The sequence below is a fragment of the Dactylosporangium salmoneum genome, from assembly GCF_039532525.1.
GTDB classification, from domain to species: Bacteria; Actinomycetota; Actinomycetes; order Mycobacteriales; family Micromonosporaceae; genus Dactylosporangium; species Dactylosporangium salmoneum.
In genome coordinates this window covers 54776-81068 of sequence record NZ_BAAARV010000015.1, presented here as the reverse complement: position 1 = coordinate 81068, position 26293 = coordinate 54776, and the positions used below count along the sequence as shown (strand labels likewise).

17 protein-coding genes are annotated in these 26293 nt (G+C 73.1%); 5 read left to right on the top strand and 12 right to left on the bottom strand.

Translation table 11 applies throughout. From position 1 onward, the window contains the following. Positions 1 to 273 precede the first annotated feature (273 nt). From ABD352_RS07500 to ABD352_RS07490, 3 genes are all read left to right on the top strand, one after another. Complete coding sequence (locus ABD352_RS07500) at positions 274 to 1182, top strand: alpha/beta fold hydrolase (protein ID WP_344611487.1); 909 nt, start codon at positions 274 to 276, stop codon at positions 1180 to 1182. Positions 1183 to 1477: 295 nt separating this feature from the next. Next, positions 1478 to 3418 (top strand): putative bifunctional diguanylate cyclase/phosphodiesterase, encoded by a 1941-nt coding sequence (locus ABD352_RS07495; protein WP_344611486.1) that lies wholly within the window; start codon positions 1478 to 1480, stop codon positions 3416 to 3418. A 40-nt stretch (positions 3419 to 3458) separates the two neighbouring features. Continuing rightward, positions 3459 to 4637 carry a S8 family serine peptidase gene (locus ABD352_RS07490; protein ID WP_344611485.1) on the top strand — a complete coding sequence of 393 codons (1179 nt, stop codon included), beginning with the start codon at positions 3459 to 3461 and terminating at the stop codon, positions 4635 to 4637. 77 nt (positions 4638 to 4714) lie between these two features. On the opposite strand, the gene ABD352_RS07485 is transcribed toward ABD352_RS07490, so the two are convergent. The 10 genes from ABD352_RS07485 to ABD352_RS07440 all read right to left on the bottom strand — a co-directional run bounded on the left by ABD352_RS07485 (position 4715) and on the right by ABD352_RS07440 (position 22777). Further along, the gene (locus tag ABD352_RS07485; RefSeq protein ID WP_344611484.1) at positions 4715 to 5455 is read right to left on the bottom strand and encodes a hypothetical protein; all 741 of its coding nucleotides are present in this window, start codon (positions 5453 to 5455) and stop codon (positions 4715 to 4717) included. Further along, positions 5452 to 6294: a hypothetical protein gene (locus ABD352_RS07480; protein WP_344611483.1), complete on the bottom strand. Its 843-nt coding sequence runs from the start codon at positions 6292 to 6294 to the stop codon at positions 5452 to 5454. Before ABD352_RS07480 ends, ABD352_RS07485 begins: the two co-directional genes overlap by 4 nt. A gap of 27 nt (positions 6295 to 6321) precedes the next feature. Next, positions 6322 to 7605 (bottom strand): hypothetical protein, encoded by a 1284-nt coding sequence (locus ABD352_RS07475; RefSeq protein ID WP_344611482.1) that lies wholly within the window; start codon positions 7603 to 7605, stop codon positions 6322 to 6324. Then, positions 7605 to 8891 (bottom strand): protein kinase family protein, encoded by a 1287-nt coding sequence (locus ABD352_RS07470; RefSeq protein ID WP_344611481.1) that lies wholly within the window; start codon positions 8889 to 8891, stop codon positions 7605 to 7607. Before ABD352_RS07470 ends, ABD352_RS07475 begins: the two co-directional genes overlap by 1 nt. A gap of 21 nt (positions 8892 to 8912) precedes the next feature. Then, complete coding sequence (locus tag ABD352_RS07465; RefSeq protein ID WP_344611480.1) at positions 8913 to 13166, bottom strand: FtsK/SpoIIIE domain-containing protein; 4254 nt, start codon at positions 13164 to 13166, stop codon at positions 8913 to 8915. A gap of 1 nt (position 13167) precedes the next feature. Next, positions 13168 to 13296 carry a hypothetical protein gene (locus ABD352_RS07460; RefSeq protein ID WP_344611479.1) on the bottom strand — a complete coding sequence of 43 codons (129 nt, stop codon included), beginning with the start codon at positions 13294 to 13296 and terminating at the stop codon, positions 13168 to 13170. 209 nt (positions 13297 to 13505) lie between these two features. Beyond that, positions 13506 to 14225 carry a septum formation family protein gene (locus ABD352_RS07455; protein WP_344611478.1) on the bottom strand — a complete coding sequence of 240 codons (720 nt, stop codon included), beginning with the start codon at positions 14223 to 14225 and terminating at the stop codon, positions 13506 to 13508. Positions 14226 to 14482: 257 nt separating this feature from the next. Then, entirely contained in the window at positions 14483 to 15616 is a 1134-nt protein-coding gene (locus ABD352_RS07450) for an amidohydrolase family protein (RefSeq protein WP_344611477.1), read from the bottom strand. After that, a complete protein-coding gene (locus ABD352_RS07445) occupies positions 15617 to 16981 on the bottom strand; it encodes a type I glutamate--ammonia ligase (protein ID WP_344611476.1) in 1365 nt (454 codons plus the stop codon). A 189-nt stretch (positions 16982 to 17170) separates the two neighbouring features. Beyond that, on the bottom strand, positions 17171 to 22777 hold the full coding sequence (locus ABD352_RS07440; protein WP_344611475.1) for a GH92 family glycosyl hydrolase: 5607 nt from the start codon (positions 22775 to 22777) through the stop codon (positions 17171 to 17173). A 249-nt stretch (positions 22778 to 23026) separates the two neighbouring features. On the opposite strand from ABD352_RS07440, the gene ABD352_RS07435 reads away from it, so the two are divergent. Beyond that, complete coding sequence (locus ABD352_RS07435; protein WP_344611474.1) at positions 23027 to 24037, top strand: LacI family DNA-binding transcriptional regulator; 1011 nt, start codon at positions 23027 to 23029, stop codon at positions 24035 to 24037. Positions 24038 to 24279: 242 nt separating this feature from the next. Here ABD352_RS07435 and ABD352_RS07430 read toward each other — a convergent pair whose 3' ends face one another. Further along, positions 24280 to 24861 carry a PaaI family thioesterase gene (locus ABD352_RS07430; RefSeq protein WP_344611473.1) on the bottom strand — a complete coding sequence of 194 codons (582 nt, stop codon included), beginning with the start codon at positions 24859 to 24861 and terminating at the stop codon, positions 24280 to 24282. Positions 24862 to 25009: 148 nt separating this feature from the next. On the opposite strand from ABD352_RS07430, the gene ABD352_RS07425 reads away from it, so the two are divergent. Continuing rightward, a complete protein-coding gene (locus tag ABD352_RS07425) occupies positions 25010 to 25765 on the top strand; it encodes an SDR family NAD(P)-dependent oxidoreductase (protein WP_344611472.1) in 756 nt (251 codons plus the stop codon). A 58-nt stretch (positions 25766 to 25823) separates the two neighbouring features. Here the strand turns inward: ABD352_RS07425 and ABD352_RS07420 are convergent, their stop codons facing one another. Further along, the gene (locus tag ABD352_RS07420; RefSeq protein ID WP_344611471.1) at positions 25824 to 26291 is read right to left on the bottom strand and encodes a nuclear transport factor 2 family protein; all 468 of its coding nucleotides are present in this window, start codon (positions 26289 to 26291) and stop codon (positions 25824 to 25826) included. Between the last annotated feature and the right edge of the window lie 2 nt (positions 26292 to 26293).

Here is a 26293-nt window from a genome sequence, read left to right as displayed (position 1 = left end):
GCCTAGTTTCCTAGGATGCGCTACAGGTTGTGGGGTGCCGGTCAGCAACGTGTCACCAGACCCGAACGGTGCCGATCATGACTGGCCTCGCGCGAAGGCTCGAGCTGTCGAGCCCTTCCGTGTGGGCGTAGTGCTGGGCAAACGCCGTTGACCCGCCACGGCGCGTGGAGTCTCAATACGCTCTCACCTACACACCATTATCTCATGAGCACCAATTTCAACTACAACGGGTAGCGGCTGTCGGCTTATCCGGTGACCGCTACGGTGCCCAGCATGCTTACTGGTGACGAGAAGTTCGTTCGTTCCGGGCAAGTTCGGTTGTGGACCGAGCGTTTCGGCCGCCCTGCTGACCCCACCGTCCTGTTGGTCATGGGTACCGCTACACAGGGCGTCGGCTGGCCCGATGAGCTTGTGGAAGCTCTCGTGAACAGCGGCCGGCAGGTGATCCGGTTCGATCACCGTGACACCGGCCGTTCCGACTCCGTCGACTTCACAACGCATCCGTACGCGCTCGCCGACATGGCGGCCGACACGGCCGCCGTGCTGGACGGTCACGGCGTCGCGGCCGCGCACATCGTCGGGACGTCGCTGGGCGCGGCGATCGGGCAGTGGCTCGCCGTGCACCAGGCGGCCCGTGTCCGCACGCTGACGGCAATGGCCTCCTCTCCGATGGGGAACAACCCCGGCCCGGCGTGGGCGCGGGCAATGGCAGGTCAACCGGCTGCGGCCGACGATCTCCCGCCCCCGACGGCACGGTTCCTCAGCCACTTGATGGACTCGGCGAAGTCGCCCCGCACGACGGCCGGGCAGCGCATGGACGCCGACGTGCAGACCTGGCGCGTGCTCAACGGCGACGTCCTGCCCTTCGACGAGCCCGCTGCGCGCCGGTTCGTCGAATACTGCTACGCCCGGGCCAACAACGTCGCGTCCGCCTCGAATCACGATCTCGCCGCACGGCGCTGGGACGACGACCGGCGGGCTTCCTTGTCCTGCATCACCGCGGCGACGCTGGTCTTGCACGGCAGCGATGACCCGCTGTTCCCCCAAGCCCACGGTGAAGCCCTCGCGGCGCAGATCCCGGCGGCGCACCTGGAGATCGTGCCTGGAATGGGCCACCACCCGTTCTTCTCGCCGGGGCTCGCCGAGCGGATCGCCGGCTCGATCATCCGCCACACGACCTGATTCCAGGACGAGCTTCCCGTCGTGACGCGGCCGGGGAGACGGCACGAAACCGGGAGCCGGGCGTAAGAGCTCCGGCGGTACCGTCGCGGGCATGGACGAGATCGACAGCTATGACCCCTATGCGGGGACCGAGGAGTTCGACGGCGACGGCCTGCTCGCCGAGGTCGCCGACCACGCGGAGGACTCCGCCGAATCCTGAGCTGCAACCGGACCGCAACCACGCAGATGGTCAGCGCGCGTCCATCCGTGCCGACGGTAGCGGTAGTGCTGGACAGGCGGGTGGACGGGAGCGGCGGTGCCTCGATCGCATCTCAAGCGGCGCGTCGCGCTGGTCGGGCTGGCCGCGGTGCTGCTCACGCTCACCGGCGTGAGCGTGTTCGGCACGGTGGCGACCCGGGACGCGGCCCGCGCGGCGCAGAGCGCCTCGAGCGTGGCCGAGGCGTACCACCTCGCCCATGAGGCGGTGGGGCTCGAGGAGATCGCCGAGCAGCAGTACCGCCTGGAGCCGGAGAGCAACGCCAGAGGGCAGCACGCCGCGGCGGCCCAGCAGCTGCAGTCCGCGCTGAAGCTCATCCGCGAGCGCGGCAACGCCCGCGACCTGTCGCTCGTCGACCTCATCCAGACCCTGCAGCGGCGGTACCTCGACGCCGTCGTCCGGCTGTTCGCGGCGGTCGACAAGGGGGACCAGACGCTGGTCCGGCGCATCGACATGGACGAGGTCCAGCACACGTCGGTGCGGATCGACTACCTGCTGCAGCAGGCGACCGCGGAGCACACCACGGCGGCCGGGCGGGCCAACGCGCGGCTGAACCAAGTCGAGCAGGTGGTGTTCTTCGCGACCCTGTTCACGTTCGCGGCCGGGCTGGCGCTGATCGTGGTGTTCAGCGCCGTGGCGGTCGGCTACCAGCGGCGGCTGATGCGCCAGGCGACCGAGAGCGCGCACCGGGCCACCCACGACGCGCTGACCGGGCTGCCGAACCGCAGCGTGTTCACCACCCGCACCGCCGAGGCGCTGACCGCGCCGGCCGAGGCCGGGCCGTCCGTGCTCATGCTGGACCTGGACCGGTTCAAGGAGGTCAACGACACCCTGGGCCACCACTACGGCGACGAGCTGCTGCGGCAGGTGGCCAGGCGCGCGAGCGCGGCGGTCCGGGCCACCGACACCGTCGCCCGGCTGGCCGGGGACGAGTTCGCCATCCTGCTGCCGACGACCGGCAGCGAGGACGCGGTACGGCTGGCCCAGCGGGTCCAGTCCGAGCTGCACCGCAGCTTCGACCTGGGCGACGTCACGGTCGACATCGAGGCGAGCATCGGCGTGGCCAGCGCGCCCGCGGACGCCACCGGCGCCGACGAGCTGCTGCGCTGCGCGGACATCGCGATGTACACCGCGAAGGACGCCAAGACGGGCACGGTCGCCTACCGCCCGGCGATGCACGCCGACGACAGCAGCCGGCTGCTGCTGCTCGGCGACCTGCGCCGGGCGCTGGACGCCGAGGACCAGATCAGCCTGGCCTACCAGCCGAAGGTGCGCCTCGCCGACGACGAGCTCAGCGGCGTGGAGGCGCTGGTGCGCTGGCAGCACCCGGTCCGCGGGCCGATCGCGCCGAACGACTTCATCCCGGTGGCGGAGACGACGGGGCTCATCAACCGCCTGACGCTGTACGTGCTGCGCCACGCCCTCGCGCAGACGCGGGCGTGGCTGGACGGCGGCCGGGAGGTGCCGGTGGCGGTGAACCTGTCGCCGCGCTGCCTGCTCGATCCGAACCTGGTCGACCACGTGACCCGGATGCTCGGCGAGCACCGGGTGCCGGCGTCCCTGCTGCGGCTGGAGGTCACCGAGTCGGCCGTGATGGCGAACCCGGCGCAGGCGACGGCGACCCTGCGCCAGCTGCACGACCTCGGCGTGCACCTGTCCATCGACGACTACGGCACCGGCTACTCCTCGATGGCGTACCTCAAGCAGCTGCCGGTCGACGAGCTGAAGGTGGACCGGACGTTCGTGCAGCACATGGACACCGACCACGACGACGCGGTGCTGGTGCGGGGCGCGATCGAGCTCGGGCACAACCTCGGCATGACGGTGGTCGCGGAGGGGGTCGAGGCGGGCGCGCACGCGGCGGCGCTGTACGAGCTCGGCTGCGACATCGCGCAGGGGTACCACTACGCGCGCCCGATGCCGGCGGCGCAGCTGGAGGAGTGGCTGCGCTCCCGCCGGGTGGCCGCGGCGGCGCCGTAGCGGGACAGCGCGGGCCGGCGGGTTCCCATACCGTGGCGCAGTGCGAATCCGACCCCGGCCGGCCCGATCGTTGGCCACCGTCGCGTGCGGCGCCGTGCTCGCGCTGGCGTTCGCCGCGCCCGCTGCCGCCGACCCGACCCGCGACCAGCAGTGGGCGCTGGGCCTGCTCAAGGCGGACCAGCTGGCGCAGATCAGCCAGGGGGAGGGGGTCACGGTCGCGGTCATCAACACCGGCGTGGACCCGGACCATCCCGACCTGACCGGCTCCGTGCTCAAGGGCATCAACACCGACAGCAAGTCCGGCCCGACGAGCGACATGGCCGGCATCGGCACCGGGATGGCGTCGATCATCGCCGGGCACGGCCACGGCGCGGGCGGCCGCGACGGCATCATGGGCATCGCGCCGAAGGCGAAGATCCTGCCGGTGCGCCTCGGCGACCAGGTGGTGTTCGGCCAGCCGGACCGGCTCGCGGCCGGCATCATGGCGGCGACCGACGCCGGGGCCAAGGTGATCTGCGTGGCCTACAGCCTGTCGGACTCCGACTACCTGCTCAAGGCGATCGGCTACGCGTGGACCAAGGGCGCGGTCGTGGTGGCCGCGTCGGGCAAGGTGACCGACAACCGGAGCATCGTGTGGCCGGCCCGCTACAAGGGCGTGGTCGCGGTCGGGGTGGCCGGCAAGGACGGCAACGCCGACCCGGAGGTGTCGCCGGAGGGCGACTTCGTCTCGCCGCTGACCGTCATCGCGCCGGGCGTGGACATCGTCGCGGCGACCCTGCGCGGCAAGTACGAGACCGGGTCGAGCACCGTGCACGCGGCCGCCTACGTGGCCGGGGTGGCGGCGCTGATCATGGCGAAGTACCCGTCGGCGGCCCCGGCCGGCGTGCTGCAGCGGCTGCAGGACTCGGCCGAGGACCGCGGCAAGCCCGGCCTCGACGACACCTACGGCTACGGCCTCGTCGACCCGGTGAAGGCCCTCGCGGCGAACGTCCCGCGGCGGGCCGCGCCGTCCGCCGGCGCGTCGGGATCGGCGGCGCCGACGCCGGCGCCGGCCGGGCCGAAGAAGAGCAAGTTCTGGTACCGCGCGCTCCTCGGCACGACGATCACGCTGATCTGCGCCTCGCCGGTCGCGCTGGTCGTCGGCGCCGTGCTCCTGATCCGGCGCTCGCGCCGGCGCCGCCGCGCCGCCAGGGCGAGCGCCGCCAGTGCCGCCCCCTGATCAGGGGCGGGCCGGTCAGCCGTCTCGATGACCGCGATGCCGACGCTGGCGCGCAGCCGGTGAGGCTTCGGTGATGACTACTCGATCCGCACCGCCAGCAGCGCGACGTCGTCGTCGTTCAAGCCACCGTCTTGGCGGGCGTCGCTGACCATCCGCCCGAAGTGGCGGTCGTCCATGCGGGCCAGGCCGGCCCAGTTGATCCCCTCCCCGTGCCTGATCAGGGCCTCGGCGATCCCGTCGGTGGTCAGCAGGAGCAGGTCGCCCGGCGTGGCGGCGCCCGTTTTCACCGTGAGGTGGCTCTGCGTCTTGGCGCGGTGTTCGAGCCGGCTGCCGATCAGCGGCGGGCTGTCGGTGAACTCGTCGGGGCGGATGACCCACTTCGCGGTGTTGCCGTCGACGTGGCAGACGCAGCAGTCGCCCACCACGAGGGCCTCCCACTGCACCTTGCGCTCGTCGACGCGCGTGCGCAGGCCGGCGAAGGTGGCCCAGGTGCCCTGGCGCTCCAGTTCCTTCGCCCAGTGGTTCGCCGCCGGGCTGGCGCCGCGGTCCCACGCCTCGATGGTCGCGGCGAGCCACCCCGGGAACGCTTCGGCGGCGGTCGAGCCGGCCAGCTGCTGCAGGGGTGGGAAGCCGCTGACGAAGCCGGATGCGAGCGCTTCGGCCCAGTCCGCTGTGGCGTAGCCGTTCGTGATGCCGTCGGCGACCGCGAACAGGCCGCGGCCCACGTCGAAGGCGATGCAGTCCTGCCAGGCAGCGGGCTCCCGGCCCCACTTCGGGGCCATGAGGCCGACCGCGTGCAGTCGCGGGGGGCGGTTCACCGACGGCCCCCGCCGGGGCCCTGGACCATGCCCTGCTGGCCGGTGCCGATCTGCAGGCCCCACATGACCGAGTCCATGTCGCCGTTGCAGACGAGCCCCTTGGCGCCCGGCTGGGCGCCGGCCCGCAGGCGCATGAACTCCGGCATCTCGCTGGAGACGCGGAACATCCGGCGGAACTTGTCGTCGGGGACCTCGTCCTCGCGCGCCGGGAAACGCACCGGCATGGTCGCCTCCGACGACAGGTGCAGGGTGAACAGCAGCGCGTTGCCGTGCTGGGTGGTGATCTGGCGCAGGCGGCCGCTCCACGCCTCCAGGTCGTTCGGCGGGTTCGAGTCGGTGGGCTCGCCGTCGGTGATGTTGAAGATGATCGGCGGGAAGGAGTCCCGGTGTGCCTCGGCCCAGCCCGCCGCGATGGCGCCCGCGGCGTCGAGCGCCTCGCACATCGGCGTCTGCCCGTTCGCCTGCGGGTCGATCCAGATCGACAGCAGCGTGCCGTCGATCTCCTCGTGCCGGATCGGCAGCTCGGCCAGCTCGACGATCGACACGAGCATGCGGCTCGGCACGCGGCTGCGCAGCAGCGATTTGACGCCGTGCCCGCCGTAGCCGATGACGGCGACGTCGTAGTAGTGCCGCGGCGGGCCGTTGCGGTCCACGGTGCAGCGCATCACCAGCAGGTTCAGCAGCTGGTTGACCGCGTTGGCGACCGCCTTCGCCTTCGGCACCGCGGCGCCGTCGCCGGGTAGGGCCTGCATCATCGAGCTGGACTGGTCGATGCAGAAGATGAGGCAGCCCGGCGATCGGCGGTCGATGCTGATGGGGCGGGAGTGCGTCTGGGTCATGGTTGTCTCCATCGGGGGGTCGGGTCGTCAGTCCGCAGAGAGTTCCGGTCGCTGCCAGAGCTTGGGCCGCACCACGACGGGCGGCCAGGGATCGCCCGGGCGGGCGTGCCATTCATGCCCGCAGGCTCGGCAGCGGTAGTCGTTGAGGCCGGGCCGGCCGGCCGCGTTGTCGAACGAGCCGCAGCGCGGGCACTGCCCGGTGAGCTCCGGCTGCGCCAGAACGCCGGTGTAGGTCCGGAAGGCCGCCCCGCTGCGCGACCCGGCCGGCGTTGCCGTCAGCGCCGGCTGGGGTGTCGTCGCCTGCGGCGCCGGCTGGGGTGTCGCCGCAGGCGGCGCTGGCTCGGGTGTCGCCGTCGGCGGGGCCGGGTTCTCGGCCGGCGAGTCCGGCCGGGCTGCCGGTGCGGGTGGGTCGGTGACCGGGGCCGCGGGCTTCACCGGCTCCGACCGGGTCTCGGGCGCGGGCACGGGTGCGGGCGCGGGCACGGGTGCGGGCGCGGGTGCGGCGATGATCGGGGCCGCGGCTTTCACCAGCTCGATTCGGGTTTCGCGGATGGGCCGGGTTGTGGTCGGGGCCGCGGCCTTCGCCGGGTCCGGCCGGGTCCTGGGCGCAACAGGCGGTCGGGGCGCGGGCGAGAGCTGCGGTGTGGGCGGTTCCGGGGTCTCGGTCGGCTCCGGCGCCGGGGCGCCCAGGCTGCCGCGCACCAGGTTGCGCCCCGCCGTGACCGGGTCCACCAGCATGCCCAGCAAGAAGAGCACGACGGCCCACGCCACCACTGCGAGCGTCGATGGCGGTCGTTCGCGGCCGGCGCGCAGGACGTTGCCCTGCTCGTCGATGACGCGGGTGTCGGCCGGGAACGTGCCGAGCAGGCCCTGCGGCCCGTCGTCGCGCACCACCACGAGATAGTTCGGCGGGGCCGCAGGGCTGATCAGGCTCGGCACCGGGCTGGCGGTCGACGGGCTCGCGGCCGGCGTCGGCACCGCGATGACGGATTGGGCGGGCGCGGGCGGCTGCTGCGGCGTCGGCGTGCGCTTCGCGGGGGCGCGGGCGAACTCGTGGTACCCGTTCGCCATCGCCGACTTCGCCACCAGGATCAGCACGCTCGCGCCGTGCGTGGCCGCCGCCTGGCGGATTCGCGCGATGGCGTCGTTCTGTCCCGGGCCCGCGGCGGGCATGGCGGCCACCATGACCGTGGCGGGCGGGGCGGCGAACAGGTTCGACATGCCGATCAGCACGAAGACGAACGCGCCGATGATCGCCACGAGCGAGCGGCCGAGGTTGACCAGCGTCCGTGTCATCGATTCCTGGGACATCACAGGACCTTCCCGAGCAGGGCGACGACGCCGAGGACAATCAGGACCGCCACCACGCCCCAGTACGCCAGGACCCGGCGCCGCAGCGTCGTGTTTCGGCCGGGCTCGGGCCCGACCGGCGGCGGCGGTTCCACGGGCGGCACGGACTGCGCGGCCACGTGGGCCGGGATCGGGATGGGCTGCGGCCATTGCACGTCCGGCCCGACGTGCGGCCACTGCACGCCCGGCTCGACGTGCGGCCGCGGCACCGGGTGCGGGCGTGGGCGCGGCGGCATCGGGGCGGCCTGGTGGCCCGGCTGCCACCACTGCGTCGTGGCCTCGCTGCGGTCCGGCGCCGACCAGGCCCGGCCCTTGGGCAGGTCCAGCGTGCCGGCGATGTGCTCGAGGCCGGTCTCCAGCATCACGGTGGTACCGCAGAAACGGGCCAGTAGGTCGGCCAGGTCGCGCACCCGGGTGTCGCGACTGGCGAAGAGGCGGCGCCAGGTCGGCGTCGCGCCCGGCTGCTCGAAGTCGTCGAGCTCGAGGATGAGGTTCGTGCCGGTGTTGAGGGCCCACAGCTCCGGCTCGGCCGCGAGGGCGAGCAGCGACACGTAGATCACCAGGGCCGGAAACGCGTCGATGTGCCGGTGCCACGCGCCCTCGGCGGTGCGTTGCGGGTGCTGGAAGTTGCGGTGGCCGGTCTCGTCGGGGTGCAGGTCCGCCGCGCCCGGCACCCAGATCGAGTCGAAGTCGATCAGGCGCAGCCCGCCGGACGGCGTGACGATGATGTTGTCGTGCTGTGGGTCGCCGTGGGCCACCCCGGCCCGCTCCAGTGCCTGCGCGGTGCGGAGCCAGGCCTCGGCCAGTCCTCGCAGGCCGTCGGGGTCGTCGAGGTGGTCCTCGATGTGCCGGCCGAGCGACATGCCGTCGACCAGCTCCATCTTCACGACCGGCCAGCGCCGCCCGTTCGCCTCGATCCCGTCCTCCTGCCACTGCGCCGCGGCGAGCGCCGGCACCGGGTGCTCGGCGAGGAATCGCGCGAGGCGCCGGTACCGCTCGGCGCCGTGCTGGATCTCGCGGCGCAGGCAGCGCACCGCGGCCGGGCGGCCCGGGCCGGTGGTGAAGAACACGAACGCCGACTCGCCCTCGGTGTGGGTGAGCATGCCGGCGGCGTTGCGTTCGAACGTGGCGCCGGCCAACTCCGGGTCGCTGAACGTGTCCGGCGCCCGCTGCACGGCAGCGGTGTACTGCACGGCGTTGGGCCAGGTGACGCCGGCCTCGGGGGCCGCGGTCATGTCCGCGCTCATGGGCAAGGGCCTCACTCGGTCTCAGGTCTGGATCAGCTGGGTCTGTTCGGGGCCGAGCAGGAAGCCGCGGCCCGGGGCCGGGCGGCTCGGGAAGTACGTCAGGTTGCGCCCCGTGATCGGGTCGCCGGCCGAGACGTCCGGCTGCAGGGTGATCTTGTGGCCGCTCTGGTTGCGCAGCTGGTACGCGAACGAGCCGAACGCCGCCCCGCGCAGCCGGTCCAGCCGGTCCGCGGCGACGATGAGCAGCGCCGCGCCCGGCCGGCCGCGGTGCAGCAACCCGGCGAAGGCGTCCCCGGCCGCGGCGAGGTCGTCGATGACGAGCAGGACCGGGCGGCGTTCCTGCTCGATGCGGGCGGCCAGCGCCGCCGCCTCGGCCTCGTCGCGGGCCGGCGGCCGCTCGGCGTCGCACCCGTGCAGCGGCGAGCCCTCGGGGGCGAAGAGGTATACGGCGGGCCCCTCGCCGGCGTCGCGGGCCAGGCGGGCGATCCGGGCGAGCAGCGTGCTCTTGCGCGAGCGGGTGGGGCCGTAGACGAGCAGCGGGGCGCCTTCCTCCAGCGCCACCACCACCGGGCCCGGCATGACGCCGCCAATGCCGACGGGCATCGACAGCACCGTGCCGCCATCCCACCGCACGGCACCGCGCAGGTCAGCCTCGTCGACGGCCTCCGGCAGCGGGCGGATGACGGCGGCGCCGGCCGCGCGGCGCCCCGTGGACACAGCCCGGACCGCGGCGGCCACGTCGTCGTGGATGGCGACCTGGGCCTCGATGCGTGCCTCGCCGTCGAGCCACACGCCGCGGCCCGGCACCGCGCGCGGCGTCTCGCCGGGCCGGATGCCGAACTCCAGGTACGCGCCCGCGTCGGCGAGCTTGAGCACGAGGCGCTGCCGGACACGAGCGGTGACCTCGGTCGGCACGCGGCCGCCGGCGGCGGTCCCGGCGACCACGACCCGGGTGGCGCCGCCCTGCGCGAAGACCTTGAGGAAGCCGTCGACGAGCGGGGCGGAGTGGCGGTTGTGGGCCGCGGAGTGCTCGGCGAGGAACGCCGGCAGATGGTCGACGAGCAACACCAGCCACGGCTCGTGCCGGGTCTGCTCGGGCGGCTGGGCGCAGCGCCGGTCGATTTCGGTGCCGAGGTGCGCGATGAGCGCCGCCTGCCGTTCGGTGTCGCCGGTGACGATGTGGTTGCCGGCGCAGTGCGGCAGCGCGGCCAGCGGCTGCAGTGCGCCGCCGCCGAGGTCGAGCGCGAAGAGCCGCAGCTCATCGGGTCCGTACGCGGCGGCGAGGGCAAGTGCGAGGGACCGCAGCGCGGTGGAGGTGCCGCTGCCGGGCACCCCGAAGACGAGGAGGTTCCCGGCGTGCAGGTCCCAGCCGATGGCGGGCTGCTTGGCGTGGTCCGGGCCCTCGGGGTCGTCGCCGAGGGCGAACGTCACGTGCGGGTCGCCCGGGCGCGGCGACGGCGGGATCCGGTCGGGGGCGAGCCGTTCGGGCAGCGCCGGCGGCCAGACCTCGTAGGGCTCGGCTCCGGCTCGGGCGCCGTGCGTGGCCAGGACGCCGTCGATGAGGGCGACCAGCTCGGTGGCGGCGCCCGGCCCGGTGGCGGCGATCTGCTCGGAGGCGGAGGCCGCAGCGTCCGCGCCCGGTGCCGCGTCCTGCCACCACTGTCCCTTGTGGACGTCCTCGGCGGCGCGCCAGGCCGGCTCGACGACGGTCCCCGGCAGCCGCTCCCACCAGCGCACCGGGTCGGGCTCCGGCGGGGCCGGCGGTTCGGGCGTGACCGGGCTGGGCGCGGGCGGGCCAGGCGGCTCGTCCTCGCGCCACGCCGGCGTGAGCCGGAACGGCAGCACGTCGAGAGTCTCGGCGACGGTCGGCACCGGCAGGCCGGAGACGTAGCCGGTCTGGAACCGCTCGACCCGCCCGGCGCCCAGGCGGGCGATGCCCTGGCCGGGGCGGCGGATCAGCGCGGCGTCGGGCAGGTCGACCAGGCGGCGCGAGTCCTCCTCGTCCTCGAGGCGCAGGGTGATCCGCAGGCGCGTGTTGCGCTTGATCTCGTCGTAGTTACGGATGGACATCGGTGACTGGGTCGCGAAGAGCAGGTGGACACCGAGCGAGCGGCCACGCTTGATGACGTCGATGATCTTGCCGAGCAGGTTCGGCAGTTCGTCGGCGAGGATCTGGAACTCGTCGATGACCACGACGAGCCGGGGCAGCCCGCCCGGGTACTGCGCGATGTCCTCGACCTGCGCCGCGAAGAGCAGCTGCTCGCGGCGCAGCAGCTCGGCGGCGAGGTAGCGCAACGCCCGCTCGGCCTCGTGCAGGTCCGTGTCGCCGACCAGGCCGACCACGTGCGGCAGCCGGGCCAGCTCCTGCAGCGACGTCTTGCCCTTGAAGTCGAACAGCCCGAACACCACCTGCTCCGGGCTGTACCGCAGGGCGAGCGCGGCCACGATGGTCTTGAGCAGCTCGCTCTTGCCGGAGCTGGTGGTGCCGCCGATGAGGCAGTGCGGCCCCTGGCGGACGAGGTCGAGCTCGAAGACGCCGTGCTCGGTCATCCCGATGGCGGCGGCGAGCCCGTCGCGGGCGGTGCCGGCCTTCCACCGCCGCTCGACCTCGGCCGCGATCTGCTCCACCGGCGCGGCGAGGCCGATCTCGCCGAGCGCCGACAACCGGACGATCTCGGGCAGCGCCGGCTGCCGGTCGGCGATGAGCGGGTCCTCGTAGCGGGCCAGCGCCCGGGCGAAGCGTCGAGCGGACGGCATCGCCATCGGCATCGGCGCCGCCCCGTGGATGGTGACGCCGTCGCGCACGGCGGTGTGCCGCAGCGTGCCGCCGGCCTCGACCTCCAGGCGCGTGGTGGCGATGTCCGGCGCGGGGCCGCCGACGACGAGCAGCGCGGCGCCGTCGGCGACCGCCCGGCGCAGGGCGGCGCAGGCGCCCGGGCGCAGCCGCTCGCCGCTGACGACGAACAGCCACTGCGGTGCCGGTGCGCCGGCCGCACGCCGATGGTCCTCGGCGAGGAGGCGCTGCACGGCGGCCTCCAGCTGCCGCTCGTCGGCGCAGGCGGCGCAGCGCATGGCGCCGTCGTCGTCGGTGCGCAGATGCGGCAGCCACTTCGCCCAGTCCCAGCGGGTCAGGTCGTTGTCGAGCAGCAGCGCGATGCGCAGGTCGGCGGGACCCTGGTGGACGGCGAGCTGGCACAGCAGCGCGCGGGCCAGTGCGTCGACGAGGTCTGGCGGCCCGGTGAGCGACACGGTCTCGTGCGGGCCGAGCGGGCTGGGCAGCGGCACGGGCGTGAGCTCGCCGGGACCGCCCCAGCGCACCGTGCCGACCGCCGCGGCGGCGTGGCCGAAGTCGGGGTCGCCGGCCGTGCGCTGCCACAGCCGGCGGCCCGGCAGCGTCGCGACCCGCTCGCACTCGGCCGGGGTCAGCACGCCGGCCCAGCGGCGGTGGACCTCGTCGGCCGCCGCCTCGGCCATGGCCTCGGCGTGCTTGGCCAGGTCGCGCTCGTAGGCCGCGTGGTTGCGGCGGCGCTCGCGGCGGCCGCGCAGCCGGTGCTCGACGAGACCGCCGAGCGCCAGCGGCACGGCGAGCAGCGACAGCAGCGCGTAGGCCAGCTGGCGGGAGATGAGGTAGATGCCGAGCGCGAACACGAGCGGGGCGAACACGGAGGTGAGCAGGAATCCGGCCGAGCGGCCGGCCGCCTCGGCCTCGCGGGGCTCCTCGGGCAGCGGGGCGGGCGCCGGCAGCGGGCCGCGCGGAGCCCGGTGGAACGGCACCCGGGTCCGGCCCGGCTCGGCGGCGCCGGTCATGCCCGGCTCTGCGGCCTCGATCCGGGCCAGGCGGGCCAGCGCGGGGGCGGAGCCGAGCACGACGCCGGGCGCCACCGGGCCGTCCGCGTGGCACAGCCGGCCGTCGATGACCGCCCCGTCGGCCCCGACAGCGGCCGTCACGGCAGGGCCGTCAACGCTTAGCATTAGCCCGGGCTCTAGCTGGTGCCGGCCGTCGGCCAGCCCGGCGCCGCGCCCGCCGTCCGGGCCGGTCGCCGTGGCCAGCAGCCAGCCGGCGCCGGTCGCCGGCCGCCCGTCGCCTTCGGTGACGACGACGGCGCCGTCGAGCACGACCGCGTCTGCGATCGGCGTGTCCGCGGCGAGCCCTACGCCGTCGATGATGAGGGGACCCTGGGACTGGTAGAGCCGGCGCCGGACCTCGTCCACGGTCGCGCTGGGCACGACCCGCAGCTCGTGGTCGTCGTAGGCCGCCGTCACCCGAATACGCACGTCAGTTGTCGTCCCATCCGGTGGTCCACGACCCGTTGGGGTTCGCGGTGCGATAGGCGCTGCCCTGGTGCTCGATCCGGTTGTGCACGGCCGGCCCCCACGTTTCGGGCAGATGATCGTCCCGTCGCATGACGACGTCAGGCTAGCCACGCGCCGAAGAGGGGCAAAAGGTCCCGCCGCACCAAGGAGCCGAACGGCCATCAGACGTGCCCGGTCAGCAGTATCGGCATTGCACTGCGCAGCGCCGGACAACGCCGACCGGATGATCCATTCCGTGAATTTCGCATTCGGCACCGGGCGGCCGAGCGGACCCCAGGCCAGCCGGGGAGCAGCGGGTGCCTAGTTCTGGCGCGGCAACGGGTCCGTGCCCAGCCCTTTGAGGCTGCCGCGCAGCGAGTCGCCGACGGCCACGCACAGCGCGCTGTCGCGGCGGAGCCAGTTGACCTGCAGATCAGTGCGCTGCTCGAGGTTGGGCAGGCCGAGGTACTGCGCGGCGGCGTTCGTGCAGGCGGTCTTGGTCGCGTCGTCCTCGCCGAGCGTGACGGCGCCGACGAACTCGGCGGTGTGCGGCTCCGCGCAGTCGACGAACCGGGCCTGGTCGTCGTCGCCGGCCAGGCAGGTGATGGCGAGCGGTCTGGTCCCGCGCAGGCCGTCGTGGAGGCTGCCGGATCGCGCGACGGGCTTGCCGCCGGTGTCGGCGACCTCCGCGAGCGCGCACATCAGCGTGCCGTTCATCGGGTCGTGGCTGCCCAGCGTCACCAGGGTTGTCCGGGACAGCTCCCACGGGCCGCCGAGGAACTCCTCGGCCTCCTTGCGGCAACGGCCCTCGGGATCGGTCTGCCCGAGCAAGCCGACCGCCTCGAAGTCGTGGGGCTCGTCGCAGCCGACGGAGCGCGTCGCGGCCGGGCCCGACCCGGAGCCGAACAACGCCGCCGGGCTGGACTCGCGCACGTAGCAGCCGAGGCCGCTCCCGCCGTCGCCGGATGCCTCGTGCCACCACAGGGCTACCGCCGCGACCATGGCCACCGCCAGGCCGCCGATGATGAACTTCGTCCGCACGGACGGGCACACTAATGTCCCCGCGATCGCCCGCTCAACCCCGTTTCGTACGACGGCCTGCCGGAGAGCCTGCGGGCCGGCGCGGCGGCTGCCGTGCTGCGGGGGGCGATGACCCCGGTGGAGTCACCTGCCGCGCACCGGCCCGCGACAAGCCCACCACCGCCGCGGTCCGCGGGGAATGGCAACGCCGGGCCTTGACGCCAGGTGCACATTGCCGCGCCGGCATGTAACGCCAGAGCGGTGCTCGGCGCCGCACGCTATGCGGCGGAGGCGGCGATCGCGGTCCGGTAGACGTGGCGGGCGTTGTCCGCGGCGACGGCGTGGGCGAGGCGCTCGGCGTCGGCGTCGGCGACCGCGCCCGCCGCGAGCCAGGTGGACAGCAGGTGGCCCAGGGCCCAGCGGAACTGGGCGGCGCCGACCAGGAACAGCTCCGGCAGGCCGTAGGCGTCGGAGGAGTACAGGACCTTGGTGAACGGCGCCAGCTCGAAGAACTCCCCGAGGACCGGCCCGGCCTGCGCGCCCACGTGGCCCAGCGTCAGGCCCACGTCCACGTAGACGTTCGGATACACCTGGGCCAGCCAGCCCGCCTGCCGGTGGTACGGGTAGCAGTGCAGGAGCACGACCGGCACGCCGGAGGGCTCGACCCGCTCGTACCACCCCCGCATCAGCGACGGGTCGGCGCGGGGCAGCGTCAGGTCGCGGTCGCCGAAGCCGGTGTGGAGCTGGATCGGCAGGCCGGTGTCGACGCCGCACCAGAGCAGGTGCCGCAGCAGTACCGGGTCGGTGAGCCTCGGCGCGCCGCGGCGCAGCCATCCGCCGGCCGCGTCGGTGACCGCCTGACGGGCCGGGCGGGACGGGTCGATGTCGAAGCCGCGGCGGTACGCGAGCACGGACTTGACGGCCACCGCCGTGCGCGTGGCGGCGGCGAGGGCGTCGGCGAACGCCGGCGCGAAGTCCGCCGCCGCGACGCCCGAGGCCGCGACCTGCTCGGCCACCGCCTCCAGCCGTACCACCTCGGCGACGCGTGCGCCGGCGGCCGCGCCGAGCTCGTCGCCGTCGAGCCAGTCGTCCCCGGGTGCGCGGATGCCGGTGTCCACGAACAGCGCCGCGAGCCTCGCCGCGTGCAGCAGCCGGCGGGCCGCGTCGGCGCCGAGCTGGGTCCGGCGGGCCAGATAGTCGGCCGCCGGGGCGTGGGCGGGCAGGTCGAGCACCGGCGCGCACCAGCGGCGGATCGCGAGCCCGAGCGGGCCGTCGAGGTGCGACACGCCGGGCGGTGCCGGCTCCGACGCCTCCGTCGCGAGCAGGCCGAAGGCGTCCGCGGTGAGCGGGCCGGCGACGACGCCGTGGCAGTGCGCGTCGACCAGGCGCAGACCCTCCAGCAGGCTGTCCACTCAGTACCGCCACCGGGTCGCGGCGACGACGTCGTCGGGCTCGCGGTCGGCGAACAGCTCGGCCTCGCCGCGGCGTACCGCGAGAAACGCCTCGAACAGCGCATCGCCCATGGCGTCCCGGAGCCCGGCGTCGGCGCGGAGCCGGTCGATCGCCTCCGGCAGCGTGGCGGGCAGGCGGGGCGGCCGGTCGCCGGGGTCGAGCGAGGCCGGGTCGCCGCGCACCTCGGGCGGCAGCCGCAGGTCGGCGCCGGCCGAGTCCGTGGCGATCGCGCAGACCGCGCCGACCACGAGGTACGGGTTGGCGGCGCCGTCGCAGGCCTTGAGCTCGGCGTTGGCGAACCGTTCGCCGGCGCCCGGCGGGCCGGCGACGAACCGCAGCGCGGCCTCGCGGTTCTCGTGGCCCCAGCACTGGAACGCCCCGGCCCAGCGCTGGGGCACCAGCCGCAGGTAGCTGGCCACGCTCGGGGCGCCGACGGCGCACAACGCCGGCAGCCGGTCGAGCACCCCGGCGAGGACCGACTCGCCGCGCTGCGTCATGCCGTAGGGGCCTGGACCGCCCGCGAACAGGTTGCCCTGCCCGTCGCGGACCGAGAAGTGCAGGTGCGAGCCGTTGCCGACCTGGCCGGCGGAGACGACCGGGGCGAAGGACACCCGCAGCCCGTGGCGGGCCGAGACGGCGCGGATCGTCTGGCGCACCAGGACGTTGAGGTCGGCGGCGGCGACCGGGTCGGCGGCGGCGACCGAGAGCTCCAGCTGGCCGGGGGAGTACTCCGGGTGGAACTGCTCCACCGTGACGCCCTGGGCGGCGAGCGCCTCGAGCACGTCGACGGCGTACGACGACAGCTCCACGACGCGGGTCATGCCGTACGCGGGGCCCGTGGACGCCGGGCGCGGGGCCGGGTCGTCGGCCCCGGCGAACCACTCCACCTCGAACGCCATCCGCAGCGTCAGCCCCGCCGCGGCGGCCCGCTCGGCCATCGCCCGCGCGAACAGGCGCTGGCACGCGCGGTACGGCTCCCCGTCCTGGGTCCAGCGGTCGACCGGCGCCCACGCCCACCCCGGCTGGGCGGCCAGCACGGTCAGGCGCTCCAGGTCGGGGAAGAGCCGCAGGTCGCCGGTGGGGCCGCCGATGTGCGCGCTGGTGGTCACCGAGTCGTCGACGAGGAAGACGTCGAACACCGGCGACATCCCGACGCCCTCGACGGCGGCGTCGAACAGCCGGCTCACCGGCACGGACTTGACCCTCGTGATGCCGGCGTTGTCCACCCACGTCATCGCGACCGCGTGGACCCCCTCGGCGGCGAGCACGCCGGCCGCGTCGCGCGCCTGTGCGTGGTCCTGCTCGGCCGTCGCCCGCCGGTTCATGCCCGTGATTCTCGCCGGGCCGCGGCGGGCGCGGCGCGGGTCCGCGTCCCGCTTCACCGGCCTTCTCACCCGCCGGCGCCCCCCTTTCGGGCAAGCGGAGCCCGGGCAAGCAAGACCGGGCAACGAGAAAGCCGCCGGTGAGTGAGCCGTGGTCACGGCCCGCCCACCGGCGGCTTCGACTATCTCGGGTCAGTCCTGGCTGGTGACCGTGAAGGGCAGCTCAACCTTGGCCCCCGAGGCCGCGCCCGCCAGCGTGAGGCTGGTCGCACCCGGCACCGCCGCCCCCGGAACGCTGATGACCGCGCCGGAGATGACGCCGTCGCCGTTCGCCTGGACGGTCATGGTGTGGAGGCCGTCACCGAAGGTGATGGTGACCGCCTCGTTCCGGGCGAACCCGGAACCGTCGACCGTGATCGCCGTACCGCGCGGGCCCTCGGTGTCCGACAGGGTCACCTCCGGCCGGTACGCCGGCTGGGCCGCCGCGGTCATCTCGACCGTGGCCGTCGCCGGCGCCTGCGAGGAAGCGCCCTCGGCGGTGACGGCGTACAGGCCGGGCTCCGCGTCACGCGGTGCCGCGAGCGACACGTGCACCGCGCCGGCCGCGGAGGCCTTGACGGTCACGTTGGTCACCGCGTCGAGCGTGACGCTCACCTGCTCGCCGGCGGCGAACCCGGTGCCGTTGACGGTGATCGTGTCACCGGCGCCGACGGACGGCGAAGCCGAGATCGCCGGCTGCGCCCCGGGCCCGCCCACCGTCACGGTGAACGTCACGGTGTTGCTCGACAGGGTGTCCCACACGGTCACGTGCACCGTGTAGGTGCCGGTCTGGGCGTAGGCGTGCTGCCCGCTGACCGCACCGGACGCGTTGACCGTGGCGTCCTGCGGAACCGTGCCGTCACCCCACTGGACGCTGGCGTGGTAGCCGGTCGAGTCGGTGACGCCACCGGTCACCGAACCGAGCGCGGCGTTGAGCGCCTGCCCGGCGGTGGCCGTCTGGTCCTTCGGGGCCGTGGTCGTCAGGGCCGCGGCCGGCGTGCCGTCGTTGGCGATGGCGAACACGTGGATCCGGCCCGTCGAGCCGGGGTCACCGGTCTGTGCGGGCAGCTTCACCGAGACGAGCGTCTTGCCCGCCGGGATCTGGTACGGCGCGGTGGCGAACAGGAACGGCTGGGCGCCGTCCCGGCTCGTGCCGAGCAGCCGGTATCCGGTCTTGGCGACGATGATGTTGCCGTAGGACGGCGTGCCGTTGGGGTTGCCGCCCAGCGTCCAGTCGCTCATCTGGATCGGGATGCTGGCGGTGGTGCCGTCGCTGAACGTCGCCGTGCCGGTCGTGCTCTGGTTGCCCTGCGTACCGGCGCCGATGAACGAGATGCTCTTGGCGTCGGACGGCAGGTTGAGCACGATCGTGTTGGCGTTGCCGGTCGCGTTGTCCAGCGACCCGGCCGGGACCGCGGGCAGCGTGAAGTTCAGCGACGTGCCGGGAACCCCGTGCGGCTGGCCCTGGGTGACGCCCGCCGCCGCGAGCGCGGCCCGGTCGTACGCCCAGTTCTTGGCGTCGCAGTTGGCCGCCCGGACGCCCTCGTCACCGATGCAGACGTTGTCGAACGCGGCGGTGAGGCTGGACTTCGGCGTGTAGGCCACGTCGACGCCCACCGTTGCCGTGCCCTGGCTCGTGCCGTCGGTCACGGTGACCGAGGCCTGGTAGTAGCCGGGCTTGGCGTAGGTGTGCGAGCCGCTGACGTTGTACACCGCCCGCGAGCTCAGCGTCGTGGTGCCGGGGGTGGCCGGCGTGCCGTCACCCCAGTTGATCGTGGCCTGGTAGCCGCTCCCGGTGCCCCCGGTGACGGAGGCCAGCGGGACCGACACCGCGGCTTCGGACAGCGCGTGGATGGTGCCCACGGTGGTGACCGTGATGGCGCCGCCACCCAGCTGCACGTCGCCGCCGGCCAGCAGCTCGATCTCGGCGAGGTTCGCCTGCGCGGCGCCGCTGGTCTTCGTCACGACCAGGCGGAACTGCGTGAACTGCCCCGGGTTGCTGATCCGGAACGGCCGGGTCTGGTTGCGCCACGGGAACGTCTGGCCGGTGCGGGAGTCGACGGTGGTCCAGGTGATTCCGTCGGTGGAGCCCTGCAGCTGCCAGTCGGCCGGGTCGCCCGCCTTCGCACCCGAGGTGAGGGTGTAGTACGTCGGCGCCTGGCCTCCGCCGCGGTACGTCCAGTTGATCTGCGGCGTGCCGGTGGCGAACGTCATCTGCGTGGTCGACGAGTCGTCGAACAGCTTCGACGCGTCCTGGCCGCCGGTCGCGGTCGCGGTGCCGAGACCGGGGCCGGTGGTGTCCTGCAACGGCTTGGGCACCGCGTTGCCGTTGGTCAGCGACGGCGGCGCCTCGTTGTTGCTGGTGCCCCACGACGACGGGTTCGGCCCCATCTGGAAGTCGATGGTGCCGCCGTTCGCGAGAACGGACGAGTCGATGGAGGTGACCTTCTGCTTCTTGCCGTTGACGTTCACGCTCTGCACGTAGACGTTCTTGGTGCTGTTGTTCGCGGCGTTGACGACGATGTCGCCGCTCTTGCGGTGGACGGTCATCTGGCTGAACTGCGGCGAACCGATGGCCCAGTTCGACGAGCCGGCCTGCAGCGGGTACAGGCCCAGCGAGCTCAGGACGTACCACGACGACATCTCGCCGTTGTCCTCGTCACCCAGGTAGCCCTGGCCGATCTCGCTGCCGACGTAGAGACGCTGCAGGAGCTCCCGCACGATCGCCTGCGTCTTCTGCGGCGCACCCGTGAAGTCGTACATGTAGGGGATGTGGTGCGACGGCTGGTTGCTCATGCCGAGCTGGCCCATGCGGACCGCGCGCGCCTCGAGCATCTCGTGGATCGTGCCGCCGTAGCCACCGGGGTGGTCGGCGTTCTCCGGCGTGGCGAAGAACTGGTCGAGCTTCTGCTCCAGCGCCTTCGTGCCGCCGTACAGGTTGGCCAGGCCCTGGCCGTCCTGCTGCGCGGTGAACGCGAAGTTCCAGCCGTTGGTCTCGGTGTAGACGCCACCCCAGTCCAGCGGGTTGCCGTTGAGGAACTTGCCGGAGGCGTCACGGCCCTGGAAGAACTTCGTGTTCGGGTCGAAGAGGTTGACGTAGTTGCGGGCCCGCTGCAGGAAGTACTGCGACTCCTCCTTGAGGCGGTCCCGCTCCTCCTTCGGCGTGGCCTTGTCCTTGGCCAGGGCGGCGGCCATGTTGCCGATGCCGTAGTCGTTGATGAACCCTTCCAGCGCCCACGACACCGACTCGCCGGTGGAGGTGGGCGTGTAGCCGAGGAACAGCGACGTCTCGATGCCCTTGCGGCCGACCCCGCTCTTGCCGGACGCGACCGTCGCGTCCTTGACCGCCGCGTTGTAGGCGGCCATCGTGTCGGGCAGCGACACGCCGTTGAGGTACGTCTCGGCGAGCGCGACGTCCGAGCTGGTGCCGGTCATCAGGTCGGCGTAGCCGGGCGAGGACCAGCGGGCGATCCACCCGCCGTCGCGGTACTGCTGGACGAAACCGTCGGCGATCTTCGCCGCGATGTCCGGGTACAGCAGCGAGTAGGCCGGCCAGACGGTCCGGTAGGTGTCCCAGAACCCGTTGTTGACGTAGATCTGCCCGTCGACGATCTTCGCGCCGGTGGTGGTGGCGGTCGACGTGCCGGTCGCCGCCGAGACCGGGCTCGCGTACTGCCAGTGCGGCGCGTCCGCGGTGCCGGTGTTCTCCGACTGCGAGTTGGGGTACAGGTTCAGGCGGTACAGGTTCGAGTACAGCGAAACCAGCTGCGTCTCGGTCGCGCCGCGGACGTCGATCCGGCCGAGCCGGTCGTTCCACGCTGCCTTCGCGGCGGCGCGGATCTCGTCGAAGCTACGGCCGGTGACCTCCAGGTCGAGGTTCTTGTGGGCCTGGTCGACGGAGATGAACGACGTCGCGAGCTTCAGCGTCACCTGCTGGTTGGCCGAGGTGTCGAACGTGGCGGACGTGGCCGAGGTCGTCTTCGGGGCCCGGTCGAACGTGCCGTACACGAACATCCGGCTGCGACCGACGGACAGGCCGCTGCCGTTGTCGACCCAGCCGGTGAAGGTGCCGTCCGTGCCGATGGTGAACGTGCCGTTGTAGAAGACGAGGCTTCCGGTGGTCCCCGTGGGGAAGGTGAACTGCATGATGCCGCCGTGGTCCGTGGGCGACATCTGCGCGATCAGGCCGGTGGTCGTCTTGACCCGGTAGAAGTCGGGCTGCGCGGTCTCGTCGTTGTGGCTGAACGCGAGGGCCCGGCTGCTCGGCGTCCCGGTGAGGGAGCCGCCGGCCGCCACCGGCATGACCGACATCTGGTTACGGTCGCCCATCCACGGGCTGGGCTCGTGCGAGATCGCAAGGCCCTGCAGCGTGGGCAGGTTGGCCGAGTTGTTGCCCTTCTGGTACTCGTACTCCCACGAGTTCGAAGTGGCGTTGGTGACCGGCGTGAAGAAGTTGAAGCCGTTCGGCACCGCCGAGAGCGGCAGGTTGTTGCCGCGCGAGAACGAACCCGAGGCGTTGGTGCCCCGCCGGGTGTCGACGTAGTTCGTCAGGCTGGAGGCGTCGATCGAGGCCGGCGTGCCCGTCACGGTCACGTCGTCGAGCCAGCCCTGGAACCGGGTCGCGGCGGTGGCCTGCGGGTCGTCGTAGGCGAGCAGGATGCGGTCGATCGTCTTGCCGCTGGCGACCGCGCCGATGTCGGACTGCACCGCGTTCCACTGGTCGGCGTAGAGCACCTTCGAGGCGCCCTGCCCGGCGGCGGTGTACGCGTACCCGTGCTGGTCGACCGCCGAGAGCCCGCTGAGGTAGCTGCCGTCGGTGAAGTGCAGGTCGACGGCGGCGTACGTGGACGGGTACTGGGCGTCCTGGCCGGTGTACTCGGGGAAGATCTTGTACGACAGCCGGCTCTTCGGGCCGACCGGGATGTTCACGTCGAAGAGCTTGTTGGTCGCGTACGAGCGGCCGTCGGCCTCGGCGCCGCCGGCGTACCGCAGCGAAGCGACCCCGGTGAACCCGGCGCTCGCCTTCATGTTGTAGCCGCTGGCCGGGCCGGAGCCCACGACGCTGACCATCGGGGTGGCCGGCGGCTTGGTGTTCGAGCCGTCGCTGATGTCCCAGTCGGCGAGCTGGACCAGCGAGTCACCGGAGTTCGCGGTGATGTTCAGCCGGTAGTAGCTGTACGCGGTGGTGTTGGTGAAGCTGTAGGTGTTGGTGGCGAACCGCCCGCTGAAGGACTGGCCCGTCCGCCGGTCGAGGTCGGTCCACTGGCTGCCGTCGTTGGACCCTTGGACGGTGAAGTCCTTGGGGTCGCGGGACGCCGAGTCGTTCGCGGAGGTCAGCGAGTACTTCACGACCGCCGCGGGGTTGGCGAGCCGGTAGGCGACCCAGCCGGTCGGGTTGAACGCCAGCCACTTGGTGGACGGGTTGCCGTCCTTGAGCATGACCGCGGTTTCGTTCGGCGGGTTCTCCGCGCTCGCGGTCACCGCGCTGACCTGGTTGAGCAGGCTGCCGGGCAGCCCGGTGGGGCTCGATCCGCTCAGGTTGCCCTGAACCGGTTTGCCGTTCGCGCCGACCTCGACGGTGCTCGCCGGCGGTCGCGGGTCGTTGGTCTCGAATGAGGAGCTGAAGTCGCCGCCCGTCGGCGCGGCGCTCGCGGTGGCTGCGGCGACGAGCAGCCCGACCGGCAGCAGGAGTGCGGTTGCTCCGGCTAGCCGTCGGAGGGATAAGGGGTGACCTACTGGGGCGCCGATGGGCACCTTCATGCGGAACTCCAGGGGGTGAACGCGGGCGCACGGGGCGCGCCCATTGGAGATCGCCAGCTTTTCGCCGCCTGACAACGTTGTCAAGATACATCCGTGTAATCATTCGGAAATGGGAATGGCAGTCGCAGCTCAGTGCCCCGGGATCGGGGCAAACTGGCCAGGCGGAAGCGATCAAATCGAACAAAAGGCCCGCATCGCCTTGGCAACGTTGTCAAGACATCGCCCTGCGCCGCTATCGTCTGTCGTGTGATGAGCGACCTGGTCCGCACGAGGCGGCCCACGATGGCGGACGTGGCCGCCCGGGCCGGAGTGAGCCTGAAGACCGTGTCACGAGTTGTGAACGACGCCCCGCACGTCCAGCCCGAGCTGGCCGAGCGGGTGCTCGCCGCCGTGGCCGAGCTCGGCTTCCGCCGCAACCATCTGGCCAGCTCCCTGCGCTCCGGGCAGGCGACCGCCACGATCGGGCTGCTCATCGAGGAGATCGCCAACCCGTTCTACGCGACGATCGCGGGAGCGGCCGCCGAGATGGCCCGGCAGCGCGACACGATGCTCATCATCGCCAGCTCCGAGGAGGACCCGGCGCGCGAGCAGCAGCTGCTGCGGGACATGTGCGCCCGCCGGGTCGACGGGCTGCTCGTGGTGCCGGCCGGCCACGACCATTCGTTCCTGCGCGCCGAGGTCGAGCTCGGCACGCCGGTGGTGTTCCTCGACCGGCCGGCCGGGAAGCTGCGGGCCGACACGGTGCTGCTCGACAACCGCGGTGGCGCGCGGGCCGGGGTACGCCGACTCGTCGAGGCGGGCCATCGCCGGGTCGCCGTGCTGCTCGACTCGATCGGCGTCTACACGATGCGCGAGCGGCTCGACGGCGCGCAGGACGCGCTGGTGGAGGCCGGCGCACCGTACGACAACCGGCTGGTCCGCGACGGCGTGCGCGACCCGGCGGCGGCCGGCCGCGTCGTCGCGGAGCTCCTCGACCAGCCGGACCCGCCGACGGCCTTCTTCAGCCTCAACAACCGGATCACCCTCGGCGTGATCGAGGAGCTGTACCGGCGCGGCAGCGACGCCGCGCTGCTCGCCTTCGACGACTTCGACCTGGCCCGCCTGGTGCCCTACCCGCTGACGGTGATCGCCTACGACGCCGGCGAACTGGCCCGCGCCGCCACCGAGCTGCTGTTCCGCCGGATCGACGGCGACCGCTCCTGGCCACACACGGTGGTGCACCCCACCGAGCTGGTGGCCCGCGGTCTTCCGAACCGCTGAACCGGCGGGACCGGCGCCCGCCGGCCGGTGCTTCGCCTCCGGCACCGTCGACGGCGGCGCGTGGTCGGCGAAGGCGCCGCCCGCTCGTGGTGGTGGCCGGGTCGCGGCCGGCGCGGTGGGAGGGCTTCGGCGATCCCCGGGCGTAGCACGTCATCACGTGGGCCGGTCAGGTCCCGCCGCCTGCCCATCTTCCCGGCGGCCCGATCGGCGTCGGCCGTCGCCGGCGCCGAAGCTCGCCGATCTCAGGGCTGCCCGGCCCGCAGCGTGACGAAGAGCGCCTCGCTCTCTGCGCACACTGTGTCCCCGTCGCGGAGCTCGGCGCGCAGGAAACGCTTGCGGCCCTCAACCCGGTCGGTCCATGCGGTGAAGGTCATCGGCCGGCCGACGCGGACGACCGAGCGGTAATTCGTCGTGAGGTACGCCGTGCGCGACGGCGGCATGCCCTCCGAGTTGGCCAGCCAGCCGAACAGCTCGTCGAAGAGCAGCGGGATCGTGCCCCCGTGGGCGGCGCCGCGGCCGCCGAGGAAGAAGTTGCTGAAGGATGCCCGGCCGGCGAGCCGCTCCGGTGGCGCCGCCTCGTCGACCACGTACCACGGCGTGGTCGCCTGACCCGCCGTTGCGAGCGTGGGGGACCGGCCGTAGTGGCGATGGCTCTCCTCCACCGCGTCCTGCCGCAGGTCCTCGGTCCATTGGGCGAGGTCGTGCAGCAGGCGCTGGCTGGACCGCTCGTCGGGTGCCGCGCTGGCGAGCGCGTCCAGGAAGTCCCGGAGCCCTGTGACGACGGCGTCGTGTTGCGTCAGCGAGGCCTCAACGTTCACGGTCACGATGTCTCCCAGAAGTCATGCCGAAAGTCTATCAAGCGTTTGCTTGACTTGTCGCCGCCGGCGCCCTAGCGTCCAGTTATCGCGAGTCGGACCAGCGCTGCGGGCGGTCATCCGGGCCGCCCCGCGCCGGCCGGGAGACGAGGCATCGATGATTGATCCAGGTCTGGAGTCCGTTGGCGCGGTGGTCACGGGCGCAGGTGCGGGGATCGGACGGGCCATCGCCGAGGACCTCGCCCGCCGGGGCGCCCGGCTGCTGCTGGTAGCGCGGCGCACGGGCCCGCTCGAGGAGACCGCCGAGCGCATCGTGGCCGCGGGCGGGGCTCGCCCGGCCGTGCTGTCGAGCGACCTTGCCTCACCCGGCGCCGCGCGCCACATCGCGGACGCCGCACAGTCCGAGCTGGGCAGTATCGGGATCCTGGTGAACAACGCCGGTCAGGCCGACCCGCCCGGTGCCGCGCTCGACGAGGAGGGCTGGCGCCGGTCCTTCGAGCTGAACTTCCACGTCAAGCGCCGTCTCGCCCAGGAGCTGCGGCCTGCTCTCGAGGCCGGCGGCCGCGGGCGCGTGGTGAACCTGATCGGTCTGCTCGAACCCACGGTCGTCTCCGCCGCGCAGGCCGCGATCGCCGCCTGCCGGCTGTGGTCCAAGGCGTTCTCGCGCGAGGTGGCAGCGGCCGGAGTGACCGTCAACTGCGTGGCGCCGGGCCGCATCGACAGCGAGCAGCTGCGCCGTCACTTCCCGACCCCGGACTCCCGCACGCAGTACGCCGCCGTCAACGTCCCGGCACGTCGGTTCGGCGAGCCGGCGGAGGCGGCGGCGCTGGTCGCCTTCCTCTGTTCGGCAGAGGCCTCGTACATCACCGGCCAGACCATCGCGGTCGACGGCGGGCTCCAGCGCCACGCCTGATGCGCGGCGGCCGGCGGCCGGTGCGCCGCCGGCGGTCGTCGCGCGGCAGCGAGGTGCCTCAGCCGCGGGCGTACCGCTCGAACCGCTCCGGGACCTCCTCGGCGGCGATCGTCTTCACGCCGGCGACCCGGACGCGCCGCTCACGGATGCGCCAGCGGTCTCCCTCGTCCACGAGGGAGTCCTCATAGTTGCCCCATACGTGGAACTGTAGATCGGTGCCCGTGTTCTGGTGGAACGCGTAGACGTAGGTGATGGTCTGTGCGCGACCCTGGCCGAGCTCGAGGTAGCCGATCGTGGAGCAGTGGTGGTTGGTCGCGGTGTAGCGGCCGGTAGCCGCCCGGAACAGGTCCGCGAGGGCGGCGCGGCCACGGGTGATGTTGCCGTGCCCGTAGTCGAACGCGGCATCCTCGGTGAATAGGTCCAGCAGCAGGTCGATGTCGACGCGGTCCACCCCGCGGCTGTAGGCGTGCAGGGTGTCCGCGATCCGCGCGCGGTCGCGCAGCTCTGCGAGTACGGCGTCGGTCATGG